The following is a 21,899-nucleotide window of genomic DNA, read 5'->3' as shown; positions in this document are numbered from 1 at the left end:
AGCCGCCGCCCGGCGCAATCAGACTGGCACAATAGCTAAAACAGGTTTGCCACCCGCCGTCGCCCGCAAGATTCTTACGCTGCCTCTCCGGCGGCATTACACATCATAATCCAGTTCTGCTTCTTCCTGCACCGGCGGGACTATCTGGACTTTTTGCACCCGATGGCTTTCAACCTGCAACGTGCGCAGAACATATCCGTCAATTACCACCTCTTCACCCTCCTGCGGGACATGCTGCAGATACTCCATCAGCAGACCGGCAACCGTGTGGTACTCGCGTTTCTCATCCAGCGGCAGAGGAACGTACTGAACTAAATCCTCCAGCGGCATATGGCCATTGACCGTCCAACTGCCGTCGCTGTTGCTGTGAATATCATGGCGGGCATCAATCTCTTCCGCTTCATTAGGCATATTACCGGCGATGGTTTCCATCACGTCGCTGAGGGTCACAATTCCCTCAACGGAGCCAAATTCATCGACGACAAAGGCAAAGTGGGTTCTGGCGTTGCGGAACTGCTCCAGCGCCGGCAGCAGCGGCAGCGTTTCCGGGAATACCAGCGGCTGACGAATCAGAGCCTTGAGATTAAGCGGCTGGTTATGGAGCGACTGCTGCAGCAGGTCGATAATATGCACGACGCCGAGCATATCATCATCGTCATTACCGCCGGTGACCACCAGACGGGTATGCTGATTTTTATCCAGCAGGGCGCGGATCTCTTCTTCCGGGGCGCTGAGGTTAATGTGTTCAATATCATGACGCGAGGTCATGATGCTGCTGACCGTACGTTGATTGAGATTCAGTACCCGCTCAATCATCCGCCGTTCCTGAGGGTTAAACAGCGGGGTGTCGTCATGCTCCGCAACCAGCGAGGCGCTGTCGCTGTCCAGCTCATTATTGTCCTTACGTCCGCTTAACAGATTCATCACCGCTTCGGTAGTTCTTTGCCGCAGCGTCATATTGGCGGAAAGAAAGCGACGGCGGTTGAAAATCGCCAGTTGGTTAAAGGATTCAATCATCACCGAGAAGCCGATTGCCGCGTACAGGTATCCTTTTGGAATCGGGAAGCCAAAGCCTTCGGCTATCAGGCTAAAGCCAATCATTAACAGGAAACTCAGACAGAGAATAACGATCGTCGGGTGACTGTTCACAAAGCGGGTGAGGGCTTTGCTGGCCATCAGCATCAGGCTAATGGCAATGATCACCGCGGCCATCATCACCGCCAGATGGTCAACCATGCCGACGGCGGTAATCACCGAGTCGAGTGAGAAAATGGCGTCAAGCACCACGATTTGCGCGACCACGCCCCAGAATTTCGCCCCTCTGCGCTGGGTGGGGTTATCGCTGTCCTTCCCTTCCAGCCGCTCGTTAAGCTCAACCGTCGCTTTGAACAGCAGGAATAAACCGCCGAACAGCATGATCAGATCCCGGGCGCTAAAGCTCAAATCATGCCAGGTCAACAGCGGTTTGGTGAGCGTGACCAGCCAGGAGATAGATGCCAGCAGCAGCAGGCGCATCACCATTGCCAGTAGCAGGCCGGTTATCCGTGCCCGGTCGCGCTGCGCAGGGGGGAGTTTTTCCGCGAGAATGGCGATAAAGACCAGGTTATCAATACCGAGTACCAGTTCGATGACGACGAGCGTTATGAGACCTGCCCAGATTGAGGGGTCGGCAATCCATTCCATAATCAGTTAAAACCTTTACAACCTAAAAGTACCATCAATCGATCATGAATAAGCCAGGGATGAAATGCAATGTTTTCTGCCTTCTCCGGTGCATCAGGTGAGGAATCGCCATTGCGATAATTGTGCAGATTGATTGCTGAATGATGGGCATCTGGCTGATGCCGATCGGTTACACGCGCCATCGGTGTTGTCGTTTGTTTGATTGGTCAATGGCAATCGCTATTTTGGCGGTTATGGCAAAGATGGCGCATTTTTCGTTTTTACCCATTTGATTCAGTGGGTTGTTCCGTTCACCGCCAGTTTCAGGCCAGGTAAGGCGTCAGCTACTACCTGACAGGAATGCGGGCATGGTAGCGAAAACCGGCCTGTTATCTCCCTGGTGGTGCTGTGCAAGCGCCTCACATTCCGGTCCCGTAGACTGTTCCGTTCACTGTGAATACGGAGATAGTTTTTCTGACCCTTGCGAGTGAACGGGCAGGGGGACGTTTCGCCCGTCCCCCTGCACCCCCGGCATGGCGCTGAAAACCTGCCGCTGCGCGGTCCGCTCCACTCCGGCTTCATCTGGCGGACCGGGCGCGACTCGACGGCCTTGTCTCGACACGCCCTCTGGCCGCCGTCCTGGCGGCCAGTCCTGGATGCGCGCCTGCGTTCCCGCCAGGTTTCCCTGATGCGCCCAACCCCCCGGCGGTGAGCCCGCAGTAAACCGGCAACTGCCTGACCGCTGAAGATGATAAAAAACTGTTTCTTTAATCAGCGACGAATACTCTGCTGAAAGCACAAAACTCACCCATTCACGGGCGACGGTAGACCGTGAGTAGGCCGGGTAAGGCGTAGCCGCCACCCGGCAAAAATGCGGGCACAATAATTTCATGCAGATTCGGCATCACGCTCAAACCTGCTTCACATTCTGGTTCCGTGGGCTGTTCCGTTCACGGTGAATACGGAGATAGTTTTTCTGATCCTTGCGAGTGAACGGGCAGGGGGACGTTTCGCCCGTCCCCCTGCACCCCCGGCATGGCGCTGAAAACCTGCCGCTGCGCGGTCCGCTCCACTCCGGCTTCATCTGGCGGACCGGGCGGGACTCGACGTCCCTGTCTCGACCCGCCCTCTGGCCGCCGTCCTGGCGGCCAGTCCTGGATGCGCGCCTGCGTTCCCGCCAGGTTTCCCTGATGCGCCCAACCCCCCGGCGGTGAGCCCGCAGTAAACCGGCAACTGCCTGGCCGCTGAGGGTGATAAAAAACTGGGGAAAATACCTGCCTCACCTGAAAGACTGACAGTGAGTAGGCCGGGTAAGGCGTAGCCGCCACCCGGTAAAAATGCGGGCACAATAATTTCATACAGATTCGGCATCACGCTCAAACCTGCTTCACATTCCGGTTCAGCGGGCTGTTCCGTTCACTGTGAATACGCAGATAGTTTTTCTGACCCTTGCGTGTGAACGGGCAGGGGGACGTTTCGCCCGTCCCCCTGCACCCCCGGCATTGCGCTGGAAACCTGCCGCTGCGCGGTCCGCTCCACTCCGGCTTCATCTGGCGGACCGGCTGAGACGCGGCATCCTTGCCGCGACTCAGCCTCTTGCCGCCGTCCTGGCGGCCAGTCCTGGATGCGCGCCTGCGTTCCCGCCAGGTTTCCCTGATGCGCCCAACCCCCCGGCGGTGAGCCCGCAGGAAACCTGGAACTGTCTGGCCGCTGAAGATGATAAAAACCGGGGGAAATATCTGCCACATCTGAAAGACTGACAGTGAGTAGGCCGGGTAAGGTGTCAGCCGCCACCCGGCAAAAATGCGGGCATGATAGCTAAATGGGCTTGTTATCCCCCGGTGGCGCTACGCTTACCGGGGCTACGGGGCCTCAGCCGCTTGAAGGTGGGGAGCCCGATATTTATGGGATTCTCAAAATCATAATGTGGCAATATAAATGGCAAAAAAAACAGAGGTTAATTTTGTGTATCTAAAAAATAGACACAACAAGATAAAGTCACCAGGCGTGATGAATATCTGAGCGGATGACTATAGCCGGGTGTTCAGCGAGCGAAATTGAAGAACGCGTAGTGAGCGTAAAATGCATCAAGTCTGGCTTAATTTTGCGCATTTTATCATGAAATGATAAATATCAGTGATTATTCTGCCTGACCAGAGGTTAATGAGTGGTCTCTTATCCTGCACGGGTTCATATTGCAAGATAGCCATGTGTCAAAAGCGTAATGAGGGACAAAAGATATGTATTATCGTTATATCTTATACGTTAAAATTACACGGTAAAATTATAACCTGTTGTAATTATTGAGGAATGCGGTTGATTGAATGCACATAAGAATTTTCTCAAATCTGGCTACTGATCTGCGAGTTTTGTGCCTATTCTTAAGTACTAATCTGTAATTTCAGAATTTGACTGACAGTAGGGGAGTGATCAACCGTGTATCATCATAGATAAATGCCAGTGATACAATAATCTGACAGGAATTGATAGATTAATAACCATATGGGTGGGAATGATAATGGTGAGTTTGAAAGCAGTTATACCGGTTGCAGGGTTAGGGATGCATATGTTGCCTGCCACCAAGGCCATTCCAAAAGAGATGCTGCCAATTGTCGACAAACCGATGGTGCAGTACATCGTTGATGAAATTGTCGCTGCTGGTATTAAAGAAATTGTACTGGTGACCCATTCTTCCAAGAATGCCGTGGAAAACCATTTTGACACCTCTTATGAACTGGAAGCGCTGCTTGAGCAACGCGTAAAACGCCAGTTGCTGGCGGAAGTGCAGGCCATCTGCCCGCCGGGCGTCACCATAATGAACGTGCGCCAGGGGCAGCCGCTTGGTTTAGGCCATTCAATCCTTTGCGCCCGCCCGATCGTCGGCGACAATCCGTTTATCGTGGTATTGCCGGATGTCATCCTTGATGACGCCAGCGCCGATCCGCTGCGCTACAACCTCGCCGCAATGGTGGCGCGTTTTAACGAAACGGGCCGCAGCCAGGTGCTGGCAAAACGTATGGATGGCGACCTTTCCGAATACTCTGTGATTCAGACCAAAGATGCGCTGGAGTCCGAAGGCCAGGTTGCGCGCATTATTGAGTTTATTGAAAAACCTGATGAACCGCAGACCCTGAATTCCGATCTGATGGCGGTTGGCCGTTATGTGCTGTCCGCTGATATATGGCCGGAGCTGGAACGGACTCAACCGGGCGCCTGGGGCCGTATTCAGTTAACCGACGCCATCGCCGAACTGGCGAAAAAGCAGGCGGTCGATGCCATGTTGATGACCGGCGACAGCTATGACTGCGGTAAAAAAATGGGTTATATGCAGGCCTTTGTAAACTACGGACTGCGTAACCATAAAGAAGGGGCAAAATTCCGTGAGAGTATTAAAAAGCTATTAGCGTAATTTTGTACCCGGCGTTTTCAGGCGTATACGGATACCCTGAATAATTTGCGTTACAGGGAAAAAATGCGTCAGGCGTTTTTGCTCAGTTTTTGTGTTTGCTCAAAAAGCGAAGCCCTGAGACGGGCCGGGTTATTGTCCACGCTCAGGATACGGGCAGTATGACGGCTATATAAACATCAACGGTTGCCGCGGTTTGTTAATAAACCGCGGCGCGAATCCGTATATTTGCCTGAATGGCTGTGACAATTTTCCTTAATAAATTAGCAATGTAAAACAATGGGTTACATTCATTCTGTTATGTTGTATCGCCCTGGCAAGGCGGAAAACGTTCGGAGGTTTCTGGTAGTCAAAAAGAGCGCCTCATGATGGAATGGTCGGACTAGCTGAATTTAATCTTTGCTGATAACCACTTACCAGGATTTATCTTAAAAAATAAGTCCTGAATCGCATGCGGTAGCAAAATAAAACTTGACTGAGATCATGTATGCACATTAAACAACGGATAAGGTATGCACAATAATGTGAAGTTCATGGATGTGTATGCCCGGACTGACGTCGCAGTATAGACATTACGGACAGGAGAGATCGTCAAAGGATGAAAAGTAAATGAACTGGCAGCTTGTCACTTTTTTTGGCGATAGTACCGTGCTGTTACCCAGTGCGGCCGTGTTGTTTATCGTCCTTTTATTGCGCAGGGATTCAACGTCAGTGGCCTGGCAGTGGGCGCTGGTGTTTGGCATTACTGGCGCAATAGTTTGCGCATCAAAACTGGCCTTTATGGGGTGGGGAATAGGGAACCGCGAGCTGGATTTCACCGGTTTTAGCGGGCACACGGCATTATCCTCCGCTTTCTGGCCCATTCTTTTATGGCTGCTGTCTTCACGCGCTGTACCCGTTGTGCGTCTTTTTTCGGTTTTGTTTGGTTATGCCTTAGCCGGGTTGGTGGGTTACTCACGATTAATCATTCATGCCCATTCACCCTCGGAAGTGGTTGCCGGTTTACTGTTAGGCGCGGCAGGAAGCGCCTTGTTCCTGGGGCTGCAATTGCGTGCCAGTGGCGTACATACCGCGCCTCTGTCGTGGGGAAGCCTGGCAAGCGTGCTGATCATTCCTGTGTTGCTGTTGAACACCGGAGCAAAAGCGCCAACGCAGTCTTTATTAGCGGAGATTGCGGTTAAGATCGGCCCGCTGGACAAACCCTTTACCCGAGCCGATCTGCATAAGCGTTTTTACTGACAGAAACGGACAACGGTGTGGGGAGTACGCTTCTCCACACCGTATGAATGGAGCCCTTCTATGGCGGGGCGTGCGGCGGTATCGCATTTCATATTCATGAAATAGATTGATGATATGACATTGTGCGCAACAATTAGCATAATGATAATCAACCAGGATGTATCCTAAATAATGTGTCAGGCCAGATATCGAATTTATTAATGAAAACAACAGTTGGATATAATTGTTTTTACTATTAAATCTTGTAGTTGACTAATTATAATTAATTTGCAAGTAAATCAACACAATTAATGTGGAAAAAAGATAGTAAAATCATGCTGTTGCGATTTTTTAAGCGATGATGGTTAGAATGTGTTTATAGGTATTTGACGGCAAACAATATTGTTATGAGACCCTTTGCTTATGCCGGCTGCATGGGAGTAAATAATCAAAATTACACTCCCAATTGACGGCAGAATCTCGTAAACTTATTGCCGAAAAATTGATTACCTTGCTGTATTAATTGCCGATTCGCTGACGCGATCGGTTGAATTTAAACGGAATTAAATGAACGAAGAAGTACAGTGCATTGGTAGCTGTTAAGCCACGGGCGGTAGCGTACCTGCTGACTGGGCTTTGCCGTTTGTTGTTACACTCATCTCATGCGAACAAAATTCTTAAAGTCGTCCCCCACAGGTGATTATCCCCACAAGCTGTATATACTAACGCCTTTGTCAGCAGGCCCGCTGTTGACTGGCATAACGCATGCGGGAGAAATCTTTGTGCGCGCTCTGCTATGGAATGGCCTTTAATGATAATTTCGCTTACATTTATGTACGGCACGCTCGCTGCTATAAAGCGGAGCAGGCATGATCCCTGGATGGCGTCCATGTCTGAGTTTGCTGCCGCCATAACAAAATTTGTCGCATGAACTTAGCAGGGGTGGCGCAAGAGAGCGCTGCGTCTATCAGTGTTTCCCTTGTTGTATCGGCTTGCGGAAACGGGGCTTAAATGGATCTTGTTCAATGATAAAAATTACGCGAATCGCACTGGCTCTGGGACTGCTTGCGTCTACCAGCTCACTTGCCTGGGCCTCCGGCCTGGTATTGAATGACAACGAGCTGCGTAACGACCTGGCATGGCTCTCCGATCGTGGCGTTATTCACCTCAGCCTGTCCACCTGGCCGCTGAGCCAGGAAGAGATTAACCGGGCGCTAAAAAAAGCAAAACCGTCCTACTCTTCTGAACAGATTGTTCTGGCGCGAATCAACCAACGTCTCGATGCTTTAAAAGCGGATTTTCGCGTAAGCGGTTATACCTCAACCGATAAGCCGGGCACGCCGCAGGGATTTGGTCAGAACCAGCCTGCCGATAGCTCTTTGTCACTAGCCTTTAATAACAGTGGCGAATGGTGGGATGTTCACCTGCAGGGGAATGTTGAAGGCGACGAACGGATCAGCAACGGCTCACGTTTTAACGCTAACGGCGCTTATGGCGCGGTGAAGCTGTGGAACCAGTGGCTCTCCTTCGGCCAGATGCCGCAGTGGTGGGGGCCGGGTTATGAAGGCAGCCTGATTCGTGGGGATGCCGCTCGTCCGATGACCGGTTTTTTAATGCAGCGCGCCGAGCAGGCCGCGCCGGAAACCTGGTGGCTGCGCTGGATTGGTCCGTGGCAGTATCAGATTTCCGCCAGCCAGATGAATCAATATACCGCCGTGCCGCACACCAAGATTATCGGCGGGCGTCTGACCTTTGCGCCGTTCCAGTCATTAGAGCTGGGCGCATCGCGCATTATGCAGTGGGGTGGAGAGGGAAGACCGGAGTCATTAAGCAGTTTCTGGGATGGTTTCGCTGGTCATGATAATACCGGGACGGATAATGAACCGGGTAACCAGCTTGCAGGTTTTGATTTTAAATTTAAGTTAGAGCCAACCCTGGGATGGCCGGTCAGTTTCTACGGTCAGATGATCGGTGAAGACGAGGCTGGGTATTTGCCATCCGCGAATATGTTCCTTGGCGGCGTGGAAGGGCACCATAGCTGGGGCAAGGATGCGGTGAACTGGTATGTGGAAGCCCATGATACGCGTACCAATATGAGCCGGACCAACTATAGTTATACGCACCATATCTATAAAGATGGTTACTATCAGCAAGGTTATTCACTCGGGGATGCGATGGGCGGTGATGGTCAGCTCTTCGCCGGTAAAGTTGAACTGGTCACCGAAGAAAACCAGCGCTGGAGTGCGCGTCTGGCTTATGTAAAAGTGAATCCGAAAAATCAGTCGATTAATAAGGCCTTTCCGCAAGCAGATACCCTCAAAGGGATCCAGTTAGGCTGGAGCGGCGATGTGTATAAATCTGTGCGCCTGAATACGTCTCTCTGGTACACCGATGCAGATAACAGCGATAGCGATGATGTGGGTGCGAGCGCCGGGATTGAAATTCCCTTTAATTTATAGCCTTAACGCAACGGCGGGAAAACTTGCTGTCGTCAGGGGATTAAAAACTTTTGGTTTATTGATGATATGACATTATGACGAAAAAAATTGTTAGATTTTCTGCATTGGCATTAGCGATAGGGTTTTTATCCGGTTGTACGATTATGCCGGGCCAGGGGTTAAACAGCCTGCGAAAGAATGTGGTTGAGCTACCGGATAGCGATTATGACCTGGATAAACTGGTGAATGTTTACCCAATGACACCGGGGCTTGTGGAGCAACTGCGTCCTGAACCGGTGATTGCACGCTCTAATCCGCAGTTAGATAGCCTGCTAAAAAGCTATGAGTACCATATTGGTATTGGTGATGTGCTCATGGTCACCGTATGGGATCACCCGGAACTGACCACGCCAGCGGGTCAGTACCGCAGTGCCAGCGATACCGGCAACTGGGTGAACTCGGACGGGACGATTTTCTATCCGTATATTGGTAAGGTCCAGGTGGCGGGGAAAACGCTCAGTCAGGTTCGCCAGGAAATTGCCAGCCGCTTAACCACCTATATTGAAAGCCCGCAGGTGGATGTTAGCATTGCCGCGTTTCGTTCTCAGAAAGCCTATGTGACAGGCGAAGTTACTAAATCTGGTCAGCAAGCAATAACAAATATTCCGCTAACGGTCATGGATGCCATTAATGCTGCTGGTGGGTTAGCTGAGGATGCAGACTGGCGAAATGTGGTGCTTACGCATAACGGCAAAGATACCAAAATTTCACTGTATGCACTTATGCAGAAAGGCGATCTCACTCAGAACCATCTCCTGTACCCCGGCGATATTTTATTTGTACCGCGCAACGATGACCTGAAAGTCTTTGTGATGGGTGAAGTGGGTAAACAGAGCACACTTAAGATGGATCGCAGCGGAATGACCCTGGCAGAAGCTCTGGGCAATGCGGAAGGTATGTCGCAATCATTCGGCGATGCTACAGGAGTATTTGTTATCCGTCAGTTAAAAGGCGACAAGCAGGGTAAGATTGCCAATATCTACCAGCTTAATGCCCAGGATGCCTCGGCGATGGTTCTAGGGACTGAATTCCAGCTGCAGCCGTATGATATCGTTTATGTGACGACTGCACCGCTTGTGCGTTGGAATCGTGTAATATCGCAGTTAGTGCCGACTATCACTGGCGTACACGATATGACCGAAACCGTTCGCTATATTAATACATGGTCGAATTAATGTTTGATTCAATTTTAGTGGTCTGCACAGGTAATATCTGTCGTTCGCCGATTGGTGAACGTTTTTTACGTCGGGCATTGCCAGACAAGAAAATTGACTCCGCCGGTACTGGTGCTTTGGTTGGTCATAGCGCTGATGAGAGTGCAGTAAAGATCGCGGAAAAGCATGGGATCTCTCTAGCCGGGCATAAAGGACGGCAATTTACTTCGGCGTTGGCTCGACAGTATGATCTGATTCTGGTAATGGAAAAATCACATCTCGAACAAATCGGTCGGATCGCGCCCGAAGCCAGAGGGAAAACGATGCTGTTCGGCCAGTGGATAAATCAAAAAGAGATCCCCGATCCGTACCGAAAAAGTGATGAAGCCTTTGCTTCGGTATATCAGTTAATTGAAAAGGCTGGCTTACGCTGGGTCGAGAAGTTGGGCGCATAATTATCAGGAATCATTGCATGTCATCAGTGAAAAACAGAACCGTCGAGAAAGAGGCGGATGAAATTGATTTAGGTCGCCTAATCGGTGAGTTAATTGATCATCGGAAGCTGATTATCTCCGTTACTGCATTATTTACGCTTGTTGCGCTTCTATATGCGCTATTTGCGACTCCGATCTATCAAGCAGACGCGCTATTGCAGGTTGAGCAAAAACAGGGCAATGCAATTCTTAGTAGTCTTAGCCAAATGCTACCTGATAGTCAGCCGCAGTCAGCACCAGAGATTGCGTTGCTGCAGTCGCGTATGATCTTGGGGAAAACGGTTGATGATCTGAATTTACAAGCACGGATAGAACAGGATTATTTCCCTCTATTTGGTAAAGGCTGGGCTCGATTAACCGGGCAGAAACCGGGGCGGCTGACTGTCACTCGGCTCTATTTACCGTCTGATAGCAATCTGGATACTCCAGAGATGACACTGACAGTAAGGGATAAAAAGCATTACAGCGTAACTTTTAACGATCAGGAGTTGATGGGAGAAGTCGGGATATTACTGGATCGGAATGGTATTGCTCTAAAGGTTGATAATATTGAGGCAGAAGCAGGAACCGAATTTAATATATCTTATTTAAGTAAACTGGAGGCTATTTCTGACTTACAAAAGGTATTTTCTGTAGCCGATCAGGGAAAAGATACCGGGATTTTAAATCTGTCATTAACGGGGCCTGATCCGTTGTTACTGGAGAAAATACTTAATAGTATTAGTAATAATTATCTGGCCCAAAATGTAGCCCGTCAGGCAGCTCAAGATGCCAAAAGTTTGGAATTTCTTAACGAACAGTTACCAAAAGTACGCCATGATTTAGATATTGCAGAAGATAAACTCAATCAGTATCGACGTCAAAAAGATTCAGTCGATCTCTCTTTAGAGGCAAAATCGGTTCTTGAACAGATAGTGAATGTCGATAATCAGTTAAATGAACTGACGTTTCGCGAATCAGAAATTTCGCAACTATACACCAAAGAACATCCGACCTATAAGGCTCTACTGGAGAAACGTCAGACTTTGCAGGAAGAAAAGGCAAAGCTTAATCAACGTGTTTCAACCATGCCAAAAACACAGCAGGATATATTACAGTTAAGCCGGGATGTTGATTCCGGTCAAGCGGTTTATATGCAGCTTTTAAATCGCCAGCAGGAGCTTAATATAGCCAAATCGAGTGCGATAGGTAATGTGAGGATTATTGATAACGCTGTATCTCAACCAAAACCAGTAAAGCCGAAGAAGGTAATAGTTTTATTGGTCGGTATTATTTTGGGGGGGATGGTATCTTTAGGACTAGTTTTTCTACGTGTATTCTTACGTCGGGGAATTGAAAGCCCAGAACAGCTGGAAGAGATTGGTATTAACGTTTATGCCAGCATACCTGTATCAGAAACCTTTGCTAAAAAAAGTGAACAATCCCTCCGCTTAAGGAAAAAAACTGGAAGTGAATATCAAAGCTTTTTGGCTGCGGAAAATCCGGCAGATTTAGCGATTGAGGCTATCCGAGGTTTGCGTACTAGTCTGCATTTTGCCATGATGGAGGCTCGGAACAATGTACTGATGATTTCCGGTGCCAGTCCTAATGCGGGAAAAACGTTTGTCAGTTCTAACCTTGCAGCGGTAATAGCGCAATCAGGACAGAGAGTACTATTTATTGATACGGATATGCGTAAAGGATATACGCACAAACTATTTAAGTTGAATAACGATAATGGACTTTCAGAGATTCTATCTGGTAAAGTTGAGTTTAGTAAAGCTATAAAGGGTATTCCAGCATCTGGCTTTGATTATATTTCTCGTGGAGTGGTTCCTCCAAATCCTGCTGAGTTATTAATGCATCGTCGATTAGGGGAGTTGATAACTTGGGCTGGTGAGAATTACGATATAGTTATATTAGATACACCTCCAATTTTAGCTGTAACGGATGCTGCCATTATTGGGCATTACGTTGGTACGACGTTATTGATTGCCAGGTTTGAGCAAAATACAACCAAGGAAATTGAAGTTGGCATTAAACGTTTTGAACAAAGCGGAGTGATGGTTAAAGGTTGTATTCTTAATGGTGTTGTGAAAAAAACAAGTAGTTATTATGGCTATGGTTACAACCATTATGGATACACCTATAATGATGATAAAGATCTGTGATATATAATTAATTAGTGTCAGCACAGGCTATATAGTCGATGGCCTGTGCTAAAAACGCATAAGTGAATAATATGAAAAAGCTTGCAATTTTCCGAAATCAATTATTTAAAAATTCTGAAGCATTTATCTCAAATCAAGCTGATAAAATTACAGATTTTGAAGTGATTTATGTAGGTCGTCGAATAGTTGCGGAACAAAATAGGAAAAATTATTATGTTATTAATGATGATGGAATATACTCACAAAAAATAAATGAAATAATTAATGCAGTTACAACATTACCATGTGGTTATGATCGGCTAGAAAAATTAGATATAATGCATGCGCATTTTGCTATTGATGCTGTGTATGCATTACCAATTGCAGCAAGGCAAAGTATTCCGTTAGTTACAACCTTACATGGATTTGATGTTACGATTAAAACAAAAAAAATTATTACATCGTTATCACCATCATTGCTTAATTATAAACTTCATACAGCTCAACTTAAAAGAGAAGGTTCTCTTTTTTTGTGTGTTTCTGATTTTATTCGAGAGAAGGCATTGGCTGCAGGATTTCCAGATAAAAAGTTAATAACTCATTATATTGGAATAGAAGACAATACTGTCAATAATATAAATATAAAAAAAGAGCGTGTGTTTTTACATATCGCTAGATTAGTTGAGAAGAAAGGTACTCTTGATATTATTGATGCTGTAAAAAAAATAGAAAATAAGTTAAATGGATTCAAGATAAAAATTGTAGGTAATGGTCCGCTATATAATGATATAAAAAACAAAATTGACTTGTTAGGTCTCAATAGACATATTGAATTAGTTGGTGAGGTTAAGCACAAAGATATAATGAAAATAATACAATCCTCCTCAGTCTTGTTAGCTCCAAGTATTACTGCTAAAAATGGAGATTCAGAGGGATTACCTACAGTCATTTTAGAGGCTGCAGCTGCAGGGGTTTCGACAATAGGTACTCACCATGCTGGTATTCCAGAAGCAATATTAGATGGAAAAACAGGTTTTTTAGTAAATGAAAGAAATATTTCGGATTTAGCAGAAAGGATGCTTCATTTTATAAATCATGAGAGTGACATTGCCAAATATGGAAACGAAGCAAATATTTTTGTTAAAAATAAATTTAATCTGGAAAAACAAACACAACTACTTCAACAATACTATTCTAAATTAATCTAATGGTTGGATTTAAAATGATAAAGAAAAGCAAAGAGGTTGTAGTTTTATCTACTGCAGATTGGGATAATCCCTTTTGGACAAATAAACAGCATGTAGCATCGGATTTAGCAAAAAAGGGGTATAAGGTCTTTTATATAGACTCTCTTGGTTTACGAAAACCAAGTATTAATAAAAAAGACTTTAAAAGAATTATCAAGAGATGTATAAAAGGATTAAAAGCCCCAAGGAAGGTGAAAGATAATATTTATGTGTGGTCACCAATTTTAATACCATTCAACGATGTTAAAGTAATAAGATATTTTAATAAGTTTCTATTTAGCAGTATGCTAATGTTTTGGCTTAAACTTAATGGATTTAAGAATTCGGTTTTGTGGACATATAATCCATTAACCACAAGATTTATTAATATAAAAAAATTTTCTTATGTAGTATACCACTGTGTAGATGAAATAAAAGCTCAACCAGGAATGCCTGTTAGCGTTTTGGAAGCATCCGAAAAGGATTTAACTAAATCTGCTGATATTGTATTTGTTACATCTCCAACTTTGTTTGACTCAAGAAAAAAATGGAGTGATCACGTTTATTATTTTTCAAACGTTGCAGATTATGATCATTTTTCAAAGGCATTAAATGAACACACAGTAGTTCCTGAGGATATTGATTTGATACCACATCCACGACTGGGATTTATTGGTGCAATTAGTAGTTATAAAATTGATTTTAATTTGCTTCATGGCTTAGCTAAGAATAGACCAAATTGGCACATAGTTTTGATTGGTGATGTTGGTGAGGGAGATCCGGGAACAAACGTTTCAATTTTACAAGAATGTGATAATATCCATTTTTTAGGTGCAAAATCATATTCTTTATTGCCAAATTATTTGAAGGGATTTGATATTGCATTACTTCCAAATAATTTAAATGAATATACGGATAATATGTTCCCTATGAAATTCTTTGAGTATCTTGCTGCAGGACGAAGTGTAGTTAGTGTAGACCTTCTTTCTATAAAAGATTTTCGCAAATATGTTAAAGTTGGACGTAATATCGACGAATTTATTACGGCCATAGAAGAAATATTAGAGGGGAAGCAAGTACCTCTTAAAGAAATCCAAGAAATATCACAGCAATATACGTATGACACAAGAACTACAAAAATGATTAATATTATAAATGCGCAGCAATGATATTTAAAGGTTCAATATGGCATTTCAGCAAAGAAATATAAGTACTAATATTGCACGTTTTACTTTTATAGTTTATCTAACGTGGAGTATATTGTATGCACCATTGAAATGGATCTTTAATTTAGCAGGTGTTGGATTTTTATTCTATCTTCCGAAAATATTACTACTATTTGTAGTGTTTCTGTATTTGTTTTTGAGCGCAAAAACAAATAAACCAACATTATTTTTAATTTTTATGATAATTATATCCTCCATAGTTTCATATATAACAATGAGAAATATGGAGCAAATTCTTTTTTCTGTTTATATATTTATTCCATTTATATTCTCGATATATTTTGGTAATGAGTTACTTAATTCCGCATCAAAAAAATATTTTCTATTTCTATGGATAATGTGTTGTTTAGGGCTTCTTTTGAATATATTTATCACATTCCCATGGGCTGGGACATCTGTTGATATTGGTGGCAAGGAGGTATATGTTGCCAAAGAATGGGCAACATACGGTGTTAGTCGATATGCAGGATTTTCTGTTGCATCGTGGTCAGTTGCATCTCAGTTATTAGCGTTAGGAACATATTTATATTGTTTCACAGAGCGTAAATTTTATAAATTTTTATATTTTATAGTTACACTCTTATTCCTTCTGTTAACAACTGCTAAGGGGCCAATTTTTGCATTCTTAATTATGGGAGTTGTGACTGCTATTTCAAATGGAAAAAGATACTTAATAAAATATTTTTATCTACCCCCATTAATTATAGGCATTGGATTACCCTTGCTATCATATATTTATTGGGGAATGTTTGTATATTCGGGACATACTTCAGGATCTTGGCTATTTACTGCGGAGACAATCTTTGCACGAATGACTGTAACATGGCCATTAGCACTTGATTTTATTATTAATAAAGGTAGTTATTTATTTGGTATTGGGATGGGAGGTATAGGATCACCATTGGGATATTTTTATAATGGTTCTGATTACGATGTTAGCGAGTTTTCATTTGCAGATAGCTTTTATGTATACACATTTGCAGTTTTTGGTTTATTAGGAATAATCAGTGTAATTCTATTAGTAAATAGAGCAAAAAATATGGTATGGGGTAATGCTGATTCTATTTTCTCTAGTCTGTTGATTTTAGAGTTGTTATATTTTGGTATTGTTGATGCGCCGTACGAACGAGATTTTTTTATTTGCTTTATAGGTATTGCTCTTGCGAATTTATATAAAAGATCAAAACGAACAATGACAAAAAAGGAACGCTATGAAAGATAAGATTATAATTATTGCTCGTTCTCTTCCCATGCATAATTCTGGTGGCTTGGAGATAGTAACATGGGACATGTGCAAAGGTCTTTCAAGACGAGGTCTTGATATTGAAATATTGACAACCAAATTCCCACATGGGACGACTGTCGAAGACACTGGTAATATAAATATTATAGAGATTGAAGATACCAGACAAGGGAGATATAGTTATAATTGGTGGAGGAGAATTTCATCACATTTGGAAAATAAAAGAGGTGAAAATATTCATGCTGTAATTAGTGTTAGTGCGGCAGGATACTCTGTGTTAAAACATAAAAATATTTTCCCCGAAGCGAAATTTATCATGCAAGCCCATGGAACATCTCTTGATGAGCTTAAAACTAAGCTTAAAAGTTACTCTCCACTGCGAATGTTAAAAGGTATAAAAAATGCTGTTTGGCTAATAAAAGATATATATTATTACAGGAAGTTTGATTATATTGTAACAATAGGTGATGCTGTATTGCATAGTATTAGTAGTAGACCCTATAGTTATTTTATTGATCTTGAAAAAGTTATAAAAATAGAGAATGGAGTAGATGATGAGTTGTTTAATTTTAATCCGAATAAGAGAGATGAGTTAAGATCAAAACTTGGAATTAATGATGATACTTTTGTTATTGTGTCTGTATGTAGGTTACATGAGCAAAAAGGAATCGATAATAACCTACGGATGTTAAAAATTTTAAAAAAGAATAATCAAAATATCAAGCTTAAATATATTGTTGTTGGTGATGGACCAGCAAAAAATAATCTAAAGTCTCTTACATATGATTTGGATGTCAAAGATATTGTTTGCTTTGTAGGCGATCAAACTAGAGATAATATTGCTGATTATTTGAGCGTGGCTGATTTGTTCTTATTTTTAACTAAGCGAATTGAAGGTTTGCCATTAAATGTATTAGAGGCTCAATGCAGTGGGCTTCCTATTATTCTATCTGAACATTTAAGTTTTGCAGAAGGGAATAATATGTTTAAAGTTCGACATGATGACCATATTAAGGCTGCAAATGTAGCCTCAAAAATAATCTCTAATATTAATAATTCAACACGCTCTAGCTATATAAATGAAGTTAATAAACTATCTTATTCTACATCCTCTTATCTGGAATTAATAAATAGAGAATAAGTGATGAAAAAAAATATACTTCAACTTTTTTCTGGAAATGTGTTGTCAAAAGTATTAGGTCTTGCGCGAGAAATATGTCTTTCTAGATTTTTTGGTACAGGTGAAATTAATGCCTCATATCGAATTGCCCAAACTGGTACATTAGTACCAATTAATTTTTTGACAAGTGATTCACTTAACTCAGCATTTATACCTCTGTATAAAAAATATTTAAGTGAGGATAAAAATAGAGCTGACTCATTCAAATGGTTAATGTACCTTTTTTTTGTTATAATATCACTTCTTGTATCATTTTTTATAGTCTTTTATTCGGATTTTTGGATTACTATTCTTGCACCAGGAGTAAAACCAAGTACTGCTTTAATAGCCAAAAATCTCTTAAGTATCATGGCTATTTGTACTCCATTTTACCTTTGTTCGGCGATAGTAAATTATGTGTCAATGGCACATGATGATTTTGTTCCCATGTCGATGAGGGCTATATTTCAAAATTTAGGAATGTTATTTGGCGTTTTTCTTGCCTATTTCTTAAATAACTATGTTTACTTAGCTTGGGGATTTACTGGTAGTTATATAATATTCTGTGCTTGGGCATTTTGTCGAAAAAATAGACAGAACTTATTCTCTTTTCCTGAAGAAATTAATTTTAGTGATATCAAAATCGTTGCAAAAGAGTTCGCTTATTTAATGCGGCCATTAATTTTTTTACCGTTTATATTGCAGGGTAATATTGCTTTGGAAAGAGCTTTATCATCGCTAATTAGTATTGATGCTATTTCTGGACTCGATTATGCAAGGTTTATTACAGATACAGTCAATTTCTTTATTGCCATCCCTGTTGCATTTGCTGGTTTGTCAAATTGGTCTGCCTCGAATATTAAAGATACAAAAATAAACTTAAAAAATATTTATCGAATTTTGTTAGTGTTCGGCGGGGGAATCTCGTTATATATATATTTTTTTTCGAATGAAATCGTGACCCTATTATTTAAGCATGGTGCTTTTGATGATAAATCTGTATTTATTACAACCAACTATCTCAAAGGTATGTGTATTGGCCTTTGGGCACAAGTTATTGGCTATATATTCTTGAAAGCTCTTAACGCTCATTTATTAAACAAAAAAGTATTAATTGTGATTTCAGTATCTGTGTTGACTAATATCCTATGGAATTTGCTTGTATTTCGACATTTGGGGGCGTTTGGTATTGGTATTGGTGCATCACTTAATGGATTTGTCGTTTTTATATTAAGTGCATGTTATATAGGTATATTAAAGGATATTATAAAACCTACAATTATATATTTGACTGGGATTGTTATATATGTAATAGTTTATTATATTATGGGAGGGTATTTCGATGTTGAAAGCCAAGTTGACATACTATTTAAGTTATTGATTAACGGTATATGTATGTTTGTTTTTTTATTTTTTTGGATCATCTTCTTTAAAGAGTACAGGGATGTATTATTAAATGTTTTATCCGGTGTTATTGCGAAAATAAATCGTAAATCGTAAATCGTAAATCGTAAATCGTAAATAGTGAATGGCATTTAGGTTTATATAATATTTATGAGGTGCTACTTGAAATTAGTAAAATATTTGATTTCTTTTTTAAAATGTTGCTTTTTACAAGTTCGCTACAGAGGAAGGTTGAAAATTAATCCATTTAAAGTTTATATTTCACCTTTTGCAAATATAAAAATTGTAGGAAATGGTTATATAGAATTTAAAAGTGAACGAGATAGGGTTTATATTTCTAGAAATTCTTCATTTATTAGTTCCAATGGTTCAATTATAATCGGGAATGGTGTTTTTTTTAATAAAAATGTTAATATAGTTTCGCATTCTAGTATTGTCATTGGTGATAATTGTCTATTTGGTCATAATGTGTGCTGTTTTGATTCAGATCATAATTTTTCTGATCGAAGTAAAGATATTAGGTATCAGGGATATTCAGTAAAACCAATTCTTATAAAAAAAAATGTATGGGTTGGCGCTGGAACTATAATTACTAAAGGAAGTACTATCAATGAGCATGTTGTAATTGGCGGTAATTCTGTAGTCAATAAAAATCTTGAAGCATTCGCAGTTTATGCTGGAAATCCTTGCAAAATTCTTAAGAGGATACTATGAAAAATATTAAGCATCTTTTTAATGTATTGTTATTCTGTATGGTTTTGTCTCCAGCCTTAACTTTTGCTCAGGACTTTTTTGTAGGGGTAAATGCACACCTGTATGCAAAAAAAGAGTCGGATATTTCTTCCTCAATAAATAAAATCAAAGCAATCGGTTTTAGTTCTGTTCGTATAGATGTGCCTTGGAAAGTCGTTGAAAAAAAACGTGGCGTATATGAAATCCCATCAAACTGGGATTTTATGGTCGATTATGCATTAAAAAATGGACTGAGTGTATTATTGATTTTAGATTATGGTAATAAACTCTATGATAATGGTGATAAGCCAACAAGCAATAATGCTGTTGCGGGTTTTAGAAATTATGTTGATTTTGTAACCAAACATTTTGAAGGACGGGTGCAATACTATCAAATTTGGAATGAATGGAATAGCCGTGATGGTGATACAAAGCCTGGGAGTGTTGCTGACTATAAAAAATTGGTCAAAGCTGTCTATCCAATTATAAAAAAGAATGATAATCATTCTCTTGTTATTACTAGCTCATTTTCACCAGCAGCGTTTAATAAAGCAATCGGCATTGAAAACAAAGGTGATTATTTAAAAGATTATTTATCTAAAGATATGTCTATTTATACTGATGCATTGTCTATTCACCCCTATACGACATATCGCAAACCTCCATTCGATAGGTTTGATTTCTATACTAAACAAATAGACTACGCTATGAATTTAGTTCAAGGAAATAAATACTTTAAGGATAAGCCTGTTTTTATTACAGAAATTGGTTGGACTACAGCAAAATCTCGTTATGGAGTTTCTTATGATGAACAAGCTATCAATATCAAAAAAGCTATCTGTGAAGCTAAAGCACGAGGTTATGCAGGAGTATATATTTATGATTTTAAGGATGATGGGACAAACCAAGCTGATCCAGAACAGGGGTTTGGAGTCTTGAATAATAATATGACAATGAAGAAGTCTGCTGAGGTAATTGAAAAATATGATTGCTCTAAGAGTCATTCACATTGATTATTTATGTCTCTTTTCGTTAAATAAACTTAGCTTATTTAAAATAGAAAGTTATGACATGCTACATGTCCAATAAATCCATGATCATTAACTCCATATTCTTGAATGTTTAAGGTGTTCAACATCGAAAGTTCATGCTACCTGACATGTAAATCTTTGTTATTGACCGATACTTTTTTCACATTTATGACCATACTAAATAACTGATCCTAATACCGCTACACTTTAGCCAGCCCATGCTTTCCACCGGGGAATGGGCTGACGGTATCCATAAAGTGACGAACCTTTTTCAACAGTTGCCACATTGAACGGTACTGGTGATTTCGGGTTATTGTTTCATGAAGCGCCTGCCACAACCGTTCAACATGATTGACCCACGGCGAGTAAACTGGCTGATAAATCACTCTGAACTTTGGGTTTGCTTTCAGCCAGCGCAACGTTTCACGGCTTTTGTGGATGATGTAGTTATCGACAATGAGCGTTATCGTTTTTGCCCGCCGGTATGTCGCCTTCAGATGTTTTAACATACTGATAAATAATGATGAACCTTTGCTGTTTCCACCCACGTAGCTGACTTTGCCCGTACCACTGTGCAGCGCACCGGCAAGATAGTACTTTTCATTCTGCCCTGGCGTGACAACGCGTTTTTGCTGCCCGTGTAACTGCCAGTCAGCGCCGATTTTGGGATTGAGGTGGATATCCACTTCATCTTCGTAAAACACCGGGTGTTCTGTGCTACAGCTGGCTAACGCCACATTAATCGCTGCCATTTTTTCTTCCTTATTCGGGTCCCGGATACGCAGTGTTGGCGCTGCTCTGCGCCATACCAGTCCGGCAGCAGGTAACCATCGCCGGATGGTTGAAGCATGTAGCGGACAACCGGTGACATCACGGATTTTTATCGCCAGCAGTTCGGTACTCCAGCGGGAACGCTGATAACCAAAATCGCCGGGAGAATGCTTAACGAGCTCACGCAGCAATGCACAAATATGCTCGAACGGCCAGCGTCGGGAGCGTCCTGCGGGTAAGGATTTCAGGCCTTCAATACCTGAGTGCGTAAACCAGTTAATCCAGCGACCAACGGATGAACGGGCACAACAGAGTGTTCTGGCAACATCGCTGACCCGTTCACCCCGATGAAGCATCAGCATAGCCGTTAGCCTGCGGGCATGATTTTTATCGCGAGTTTTATGGATAGCTTTCTGCATCAGGCGTCGTTCGCCACGGGGTATTGGTGCTATGATCGGCATCGCTCAGTCCGGTTGGTGATTTGGGATATTCAGCGATTGATCAGATCGCATAAACCGGACTGAGTTCCCCCTGAGTGATCTACTA

The 21,899-nt window shown here is 42.4% G+C and carries 16 protein-coding genes; 13 read left to right on the top strand and 3 right to left on the bottom strand.

What is annotated here, in order from left to right:
• Positions 1-96: 96 nt before the first annotated feature.
• On the bottom strand, positions 97-1,683 hold the full coding sequence (locus tag FE839_RS05770) for a TerC family protein (protein ID WP_138359890.1): 1,587 nt from the start codon (positions 1,681-1,683) through the stop codon (positions 97-99).
• A gap of 2 nt (positions 1,684-1,685) precedes the next feature.
• Positions 1,686-1,865, bottom strand: coding sequence for a hypothetical protein (locus FE839_RS05765; protein WP_138359889.1), 180 nt, complete (start codon positions 1,863-1,865; stop codon positions 1,686-1,688).
• Positions 1,866-4,174: 2,309 nt separating this feature from the next.
• Between FE839_RS05765 and galF the strand changes: the two genes are divergently transcribed.
• From galF to FE839_RS05700, 13 genes are all read left to right on the top strand, one after another.
• A complete protein-coding gene (galF, locus tag FE839_RS05760; RefSeq protein ID WP_171034829.1) occupies positions 4,175-5,071 on the top strand; it encodes a UTP--glucose-1-phosphate uridylyltransferase GalF in 897 nt (298 codons plus the stop codon).
• A gap of 606 nt (positions 5,072-5,677) precedes the next feature.
• Complete coding sequence (locus FE839_RS05755; protein ID WP_138359887.1) at positions 5,678-6,307, top strand: phosphatase PAP2 family protein; 630 nt, start codon at positions 5,678-5,680, stop codon at positions 6,305-6,307.
• Positions 6,308-7,311: 1,004 nt separating this feature from the next.
• Positions 7,312-8,745: a capsule assembly Wzi family protein gene (locus FE839_RS05750; protein WP_138359886.1), complete on the top strand. Its 1,434-nt coding sequence runs from the start codon at positions 7,312-7,314 to the stop codon at positions 8,743-8,745.
• Between the two features lie 74 nt (positions 8,746-8,819).
• The gene (locus tag FE839_RS05745; RefSeq protein ID WP_138359885.1) at positions 8,820-9,959 is read left to right on the top strand and encodes a polysaccharide export protein; all 1,140 of its coding nucleotides are present in this window, start codon (positions 8,820-8,822) and stop codon (positions 9,957-9,959) included.
• Positions 9,959-10,393 (top strand): arsenate reductase/protein-tyrosine-phosphatase family protein, encoded by a 435-nt coding sequence (locus FE839_RS05740; RefSeq protein ID WP_277753106.1) that lies wholly within the window; start codon positions 9,959-9,961, stop codon positions 10,391-10,393. The genes FE839_RS05745 and FE839_RS05740 overlap by 1 nt, the downstream gene beginning before the upstream one ends.
• A 17-nt stretch (positions 10,394-10,410) precedes the next feature.
• On the top strand, positions 10,411-12,582 hold the full coding sequence (locus FE839_RS05735; RefSeq protein ID WP_138359883.1) for a polysaccharide biosynthesis tyrosine autokinase: 2,172 nt from the start codon (positions 10,411-10,413) through the stop codon (positions 12,580-12,582).
• Positions 12,583-12,653: 71 nt separating this feature from the next.
• Positions 12,654-13,769, top strand: coding sequence for a glycosyltransferase (locus tag FE839_RS05730; RefSeq protein ID WP_138359882.1), 1,116 nt, complete (start codon positions 12,654-12,656; stop codon positions 13,767-13,769).
• Positions 13,770-13,783: 14 nt separating this feature from the next.
• Positions 13,784-14,956, top strand: coding sequence for a glycosyltransferase (locus FE839_RS05725; protein ID WP_138359881.1), 1,173 nt, complete (start codon positions 13,784-13,786; stop codon positions 14,954-14,956).
• Positions 14,957-14,972: 16 nt separating this feature from the next.
• On the top strand, positions 14,973-16,235 hold the full coding sequence (locus tag FE839_RS05720; RefSeq protein WP_138359880.1) for a hypothetical protein: 1,263 nt from the start codon (positions 14,973-14,975) through the stop codon (positions 16,233-16,235).
• Entirely contained in the window at positions 16,225-17,397 is a 1,173-nt protein-coding gene (locus FE839_RS05715; protein WP_138359879.1) for a glycosyltransferase family 4 protein, read from the top strand. Before FE839_RS05720 ends, FE839_RS05715 begins: the two co-directional genes overlap by 11 nt.
• Before the next feature lie 3 nt (positions 17,398-17,400).
• Positions 17,401-18,915 (top strand): murein biosynthesis integral membrane protein MurJ, encoded by a 1,515-nt coding sequence (gene murJ, locus FE839_RS05710; RefSeq protein ID WP_138360039.1) that lies wholly within the window; start codon positions 17,401-17,403, stop codon positions 18,913-18,915.
• Between the two features lie 66 nt (positions 18,916-18,981).
• On the top strand, positions 18,982-19,533 hold the full coding sequence (locus FE839_RS05705) for an acyltransferase (protein WP_171034828.1): 552 nt from the start codon (positions 18,982-18,984) through the stop codon (positions 19,531-19,533).
• Positions 19,530-20,564: a cellulase family glycosylhydrolase gene (locus tag FE839_RS05700; RefSeq protein ID WP_138359877.1), complete on the top strand. Its 1,035-nt coding sequence runs from the start codon at positions 19,530-19,532 to the stop codon at positions 20,562-20,564. The genes FE839_RS05705 and FE839_RS05700 overlap by 4 nt, the downstream gene beginning before the upstream one ends.
• Positions 20,565-20,782: 218 nt before the next feature.
• On the opposite strand, the gene FE839_RS05695 is transcribed toward FE839_RS05700, so the two are convergent.
• The gene (locus FE839_RS05695) at positions 20,783-21,814 is read right to left on the bottom strand and encodes an IS630 family transposase (RefSeq protein WP_138359876.1); all 1,032 of its coding nucleotides are present in this window, start codon (positions 21,812-21,814) and stop codon (positions 20,783-20,785) included.
• Positions 21,815-21,899: the final 85 nt, after the last annotated feature.

It is taken from the genome of Klebsiella indica, assembly GCF_005860775.1.
Lineage (GTDB): Bacteria > Pseudomonadota > Gammaproteobacteria > Enterobacterales > Enterobacteriaceae > Klebsiella > Klebsiella indica.
This window is presented reverse-complemented; position numbering and strand designations above follow the sequence as displayed.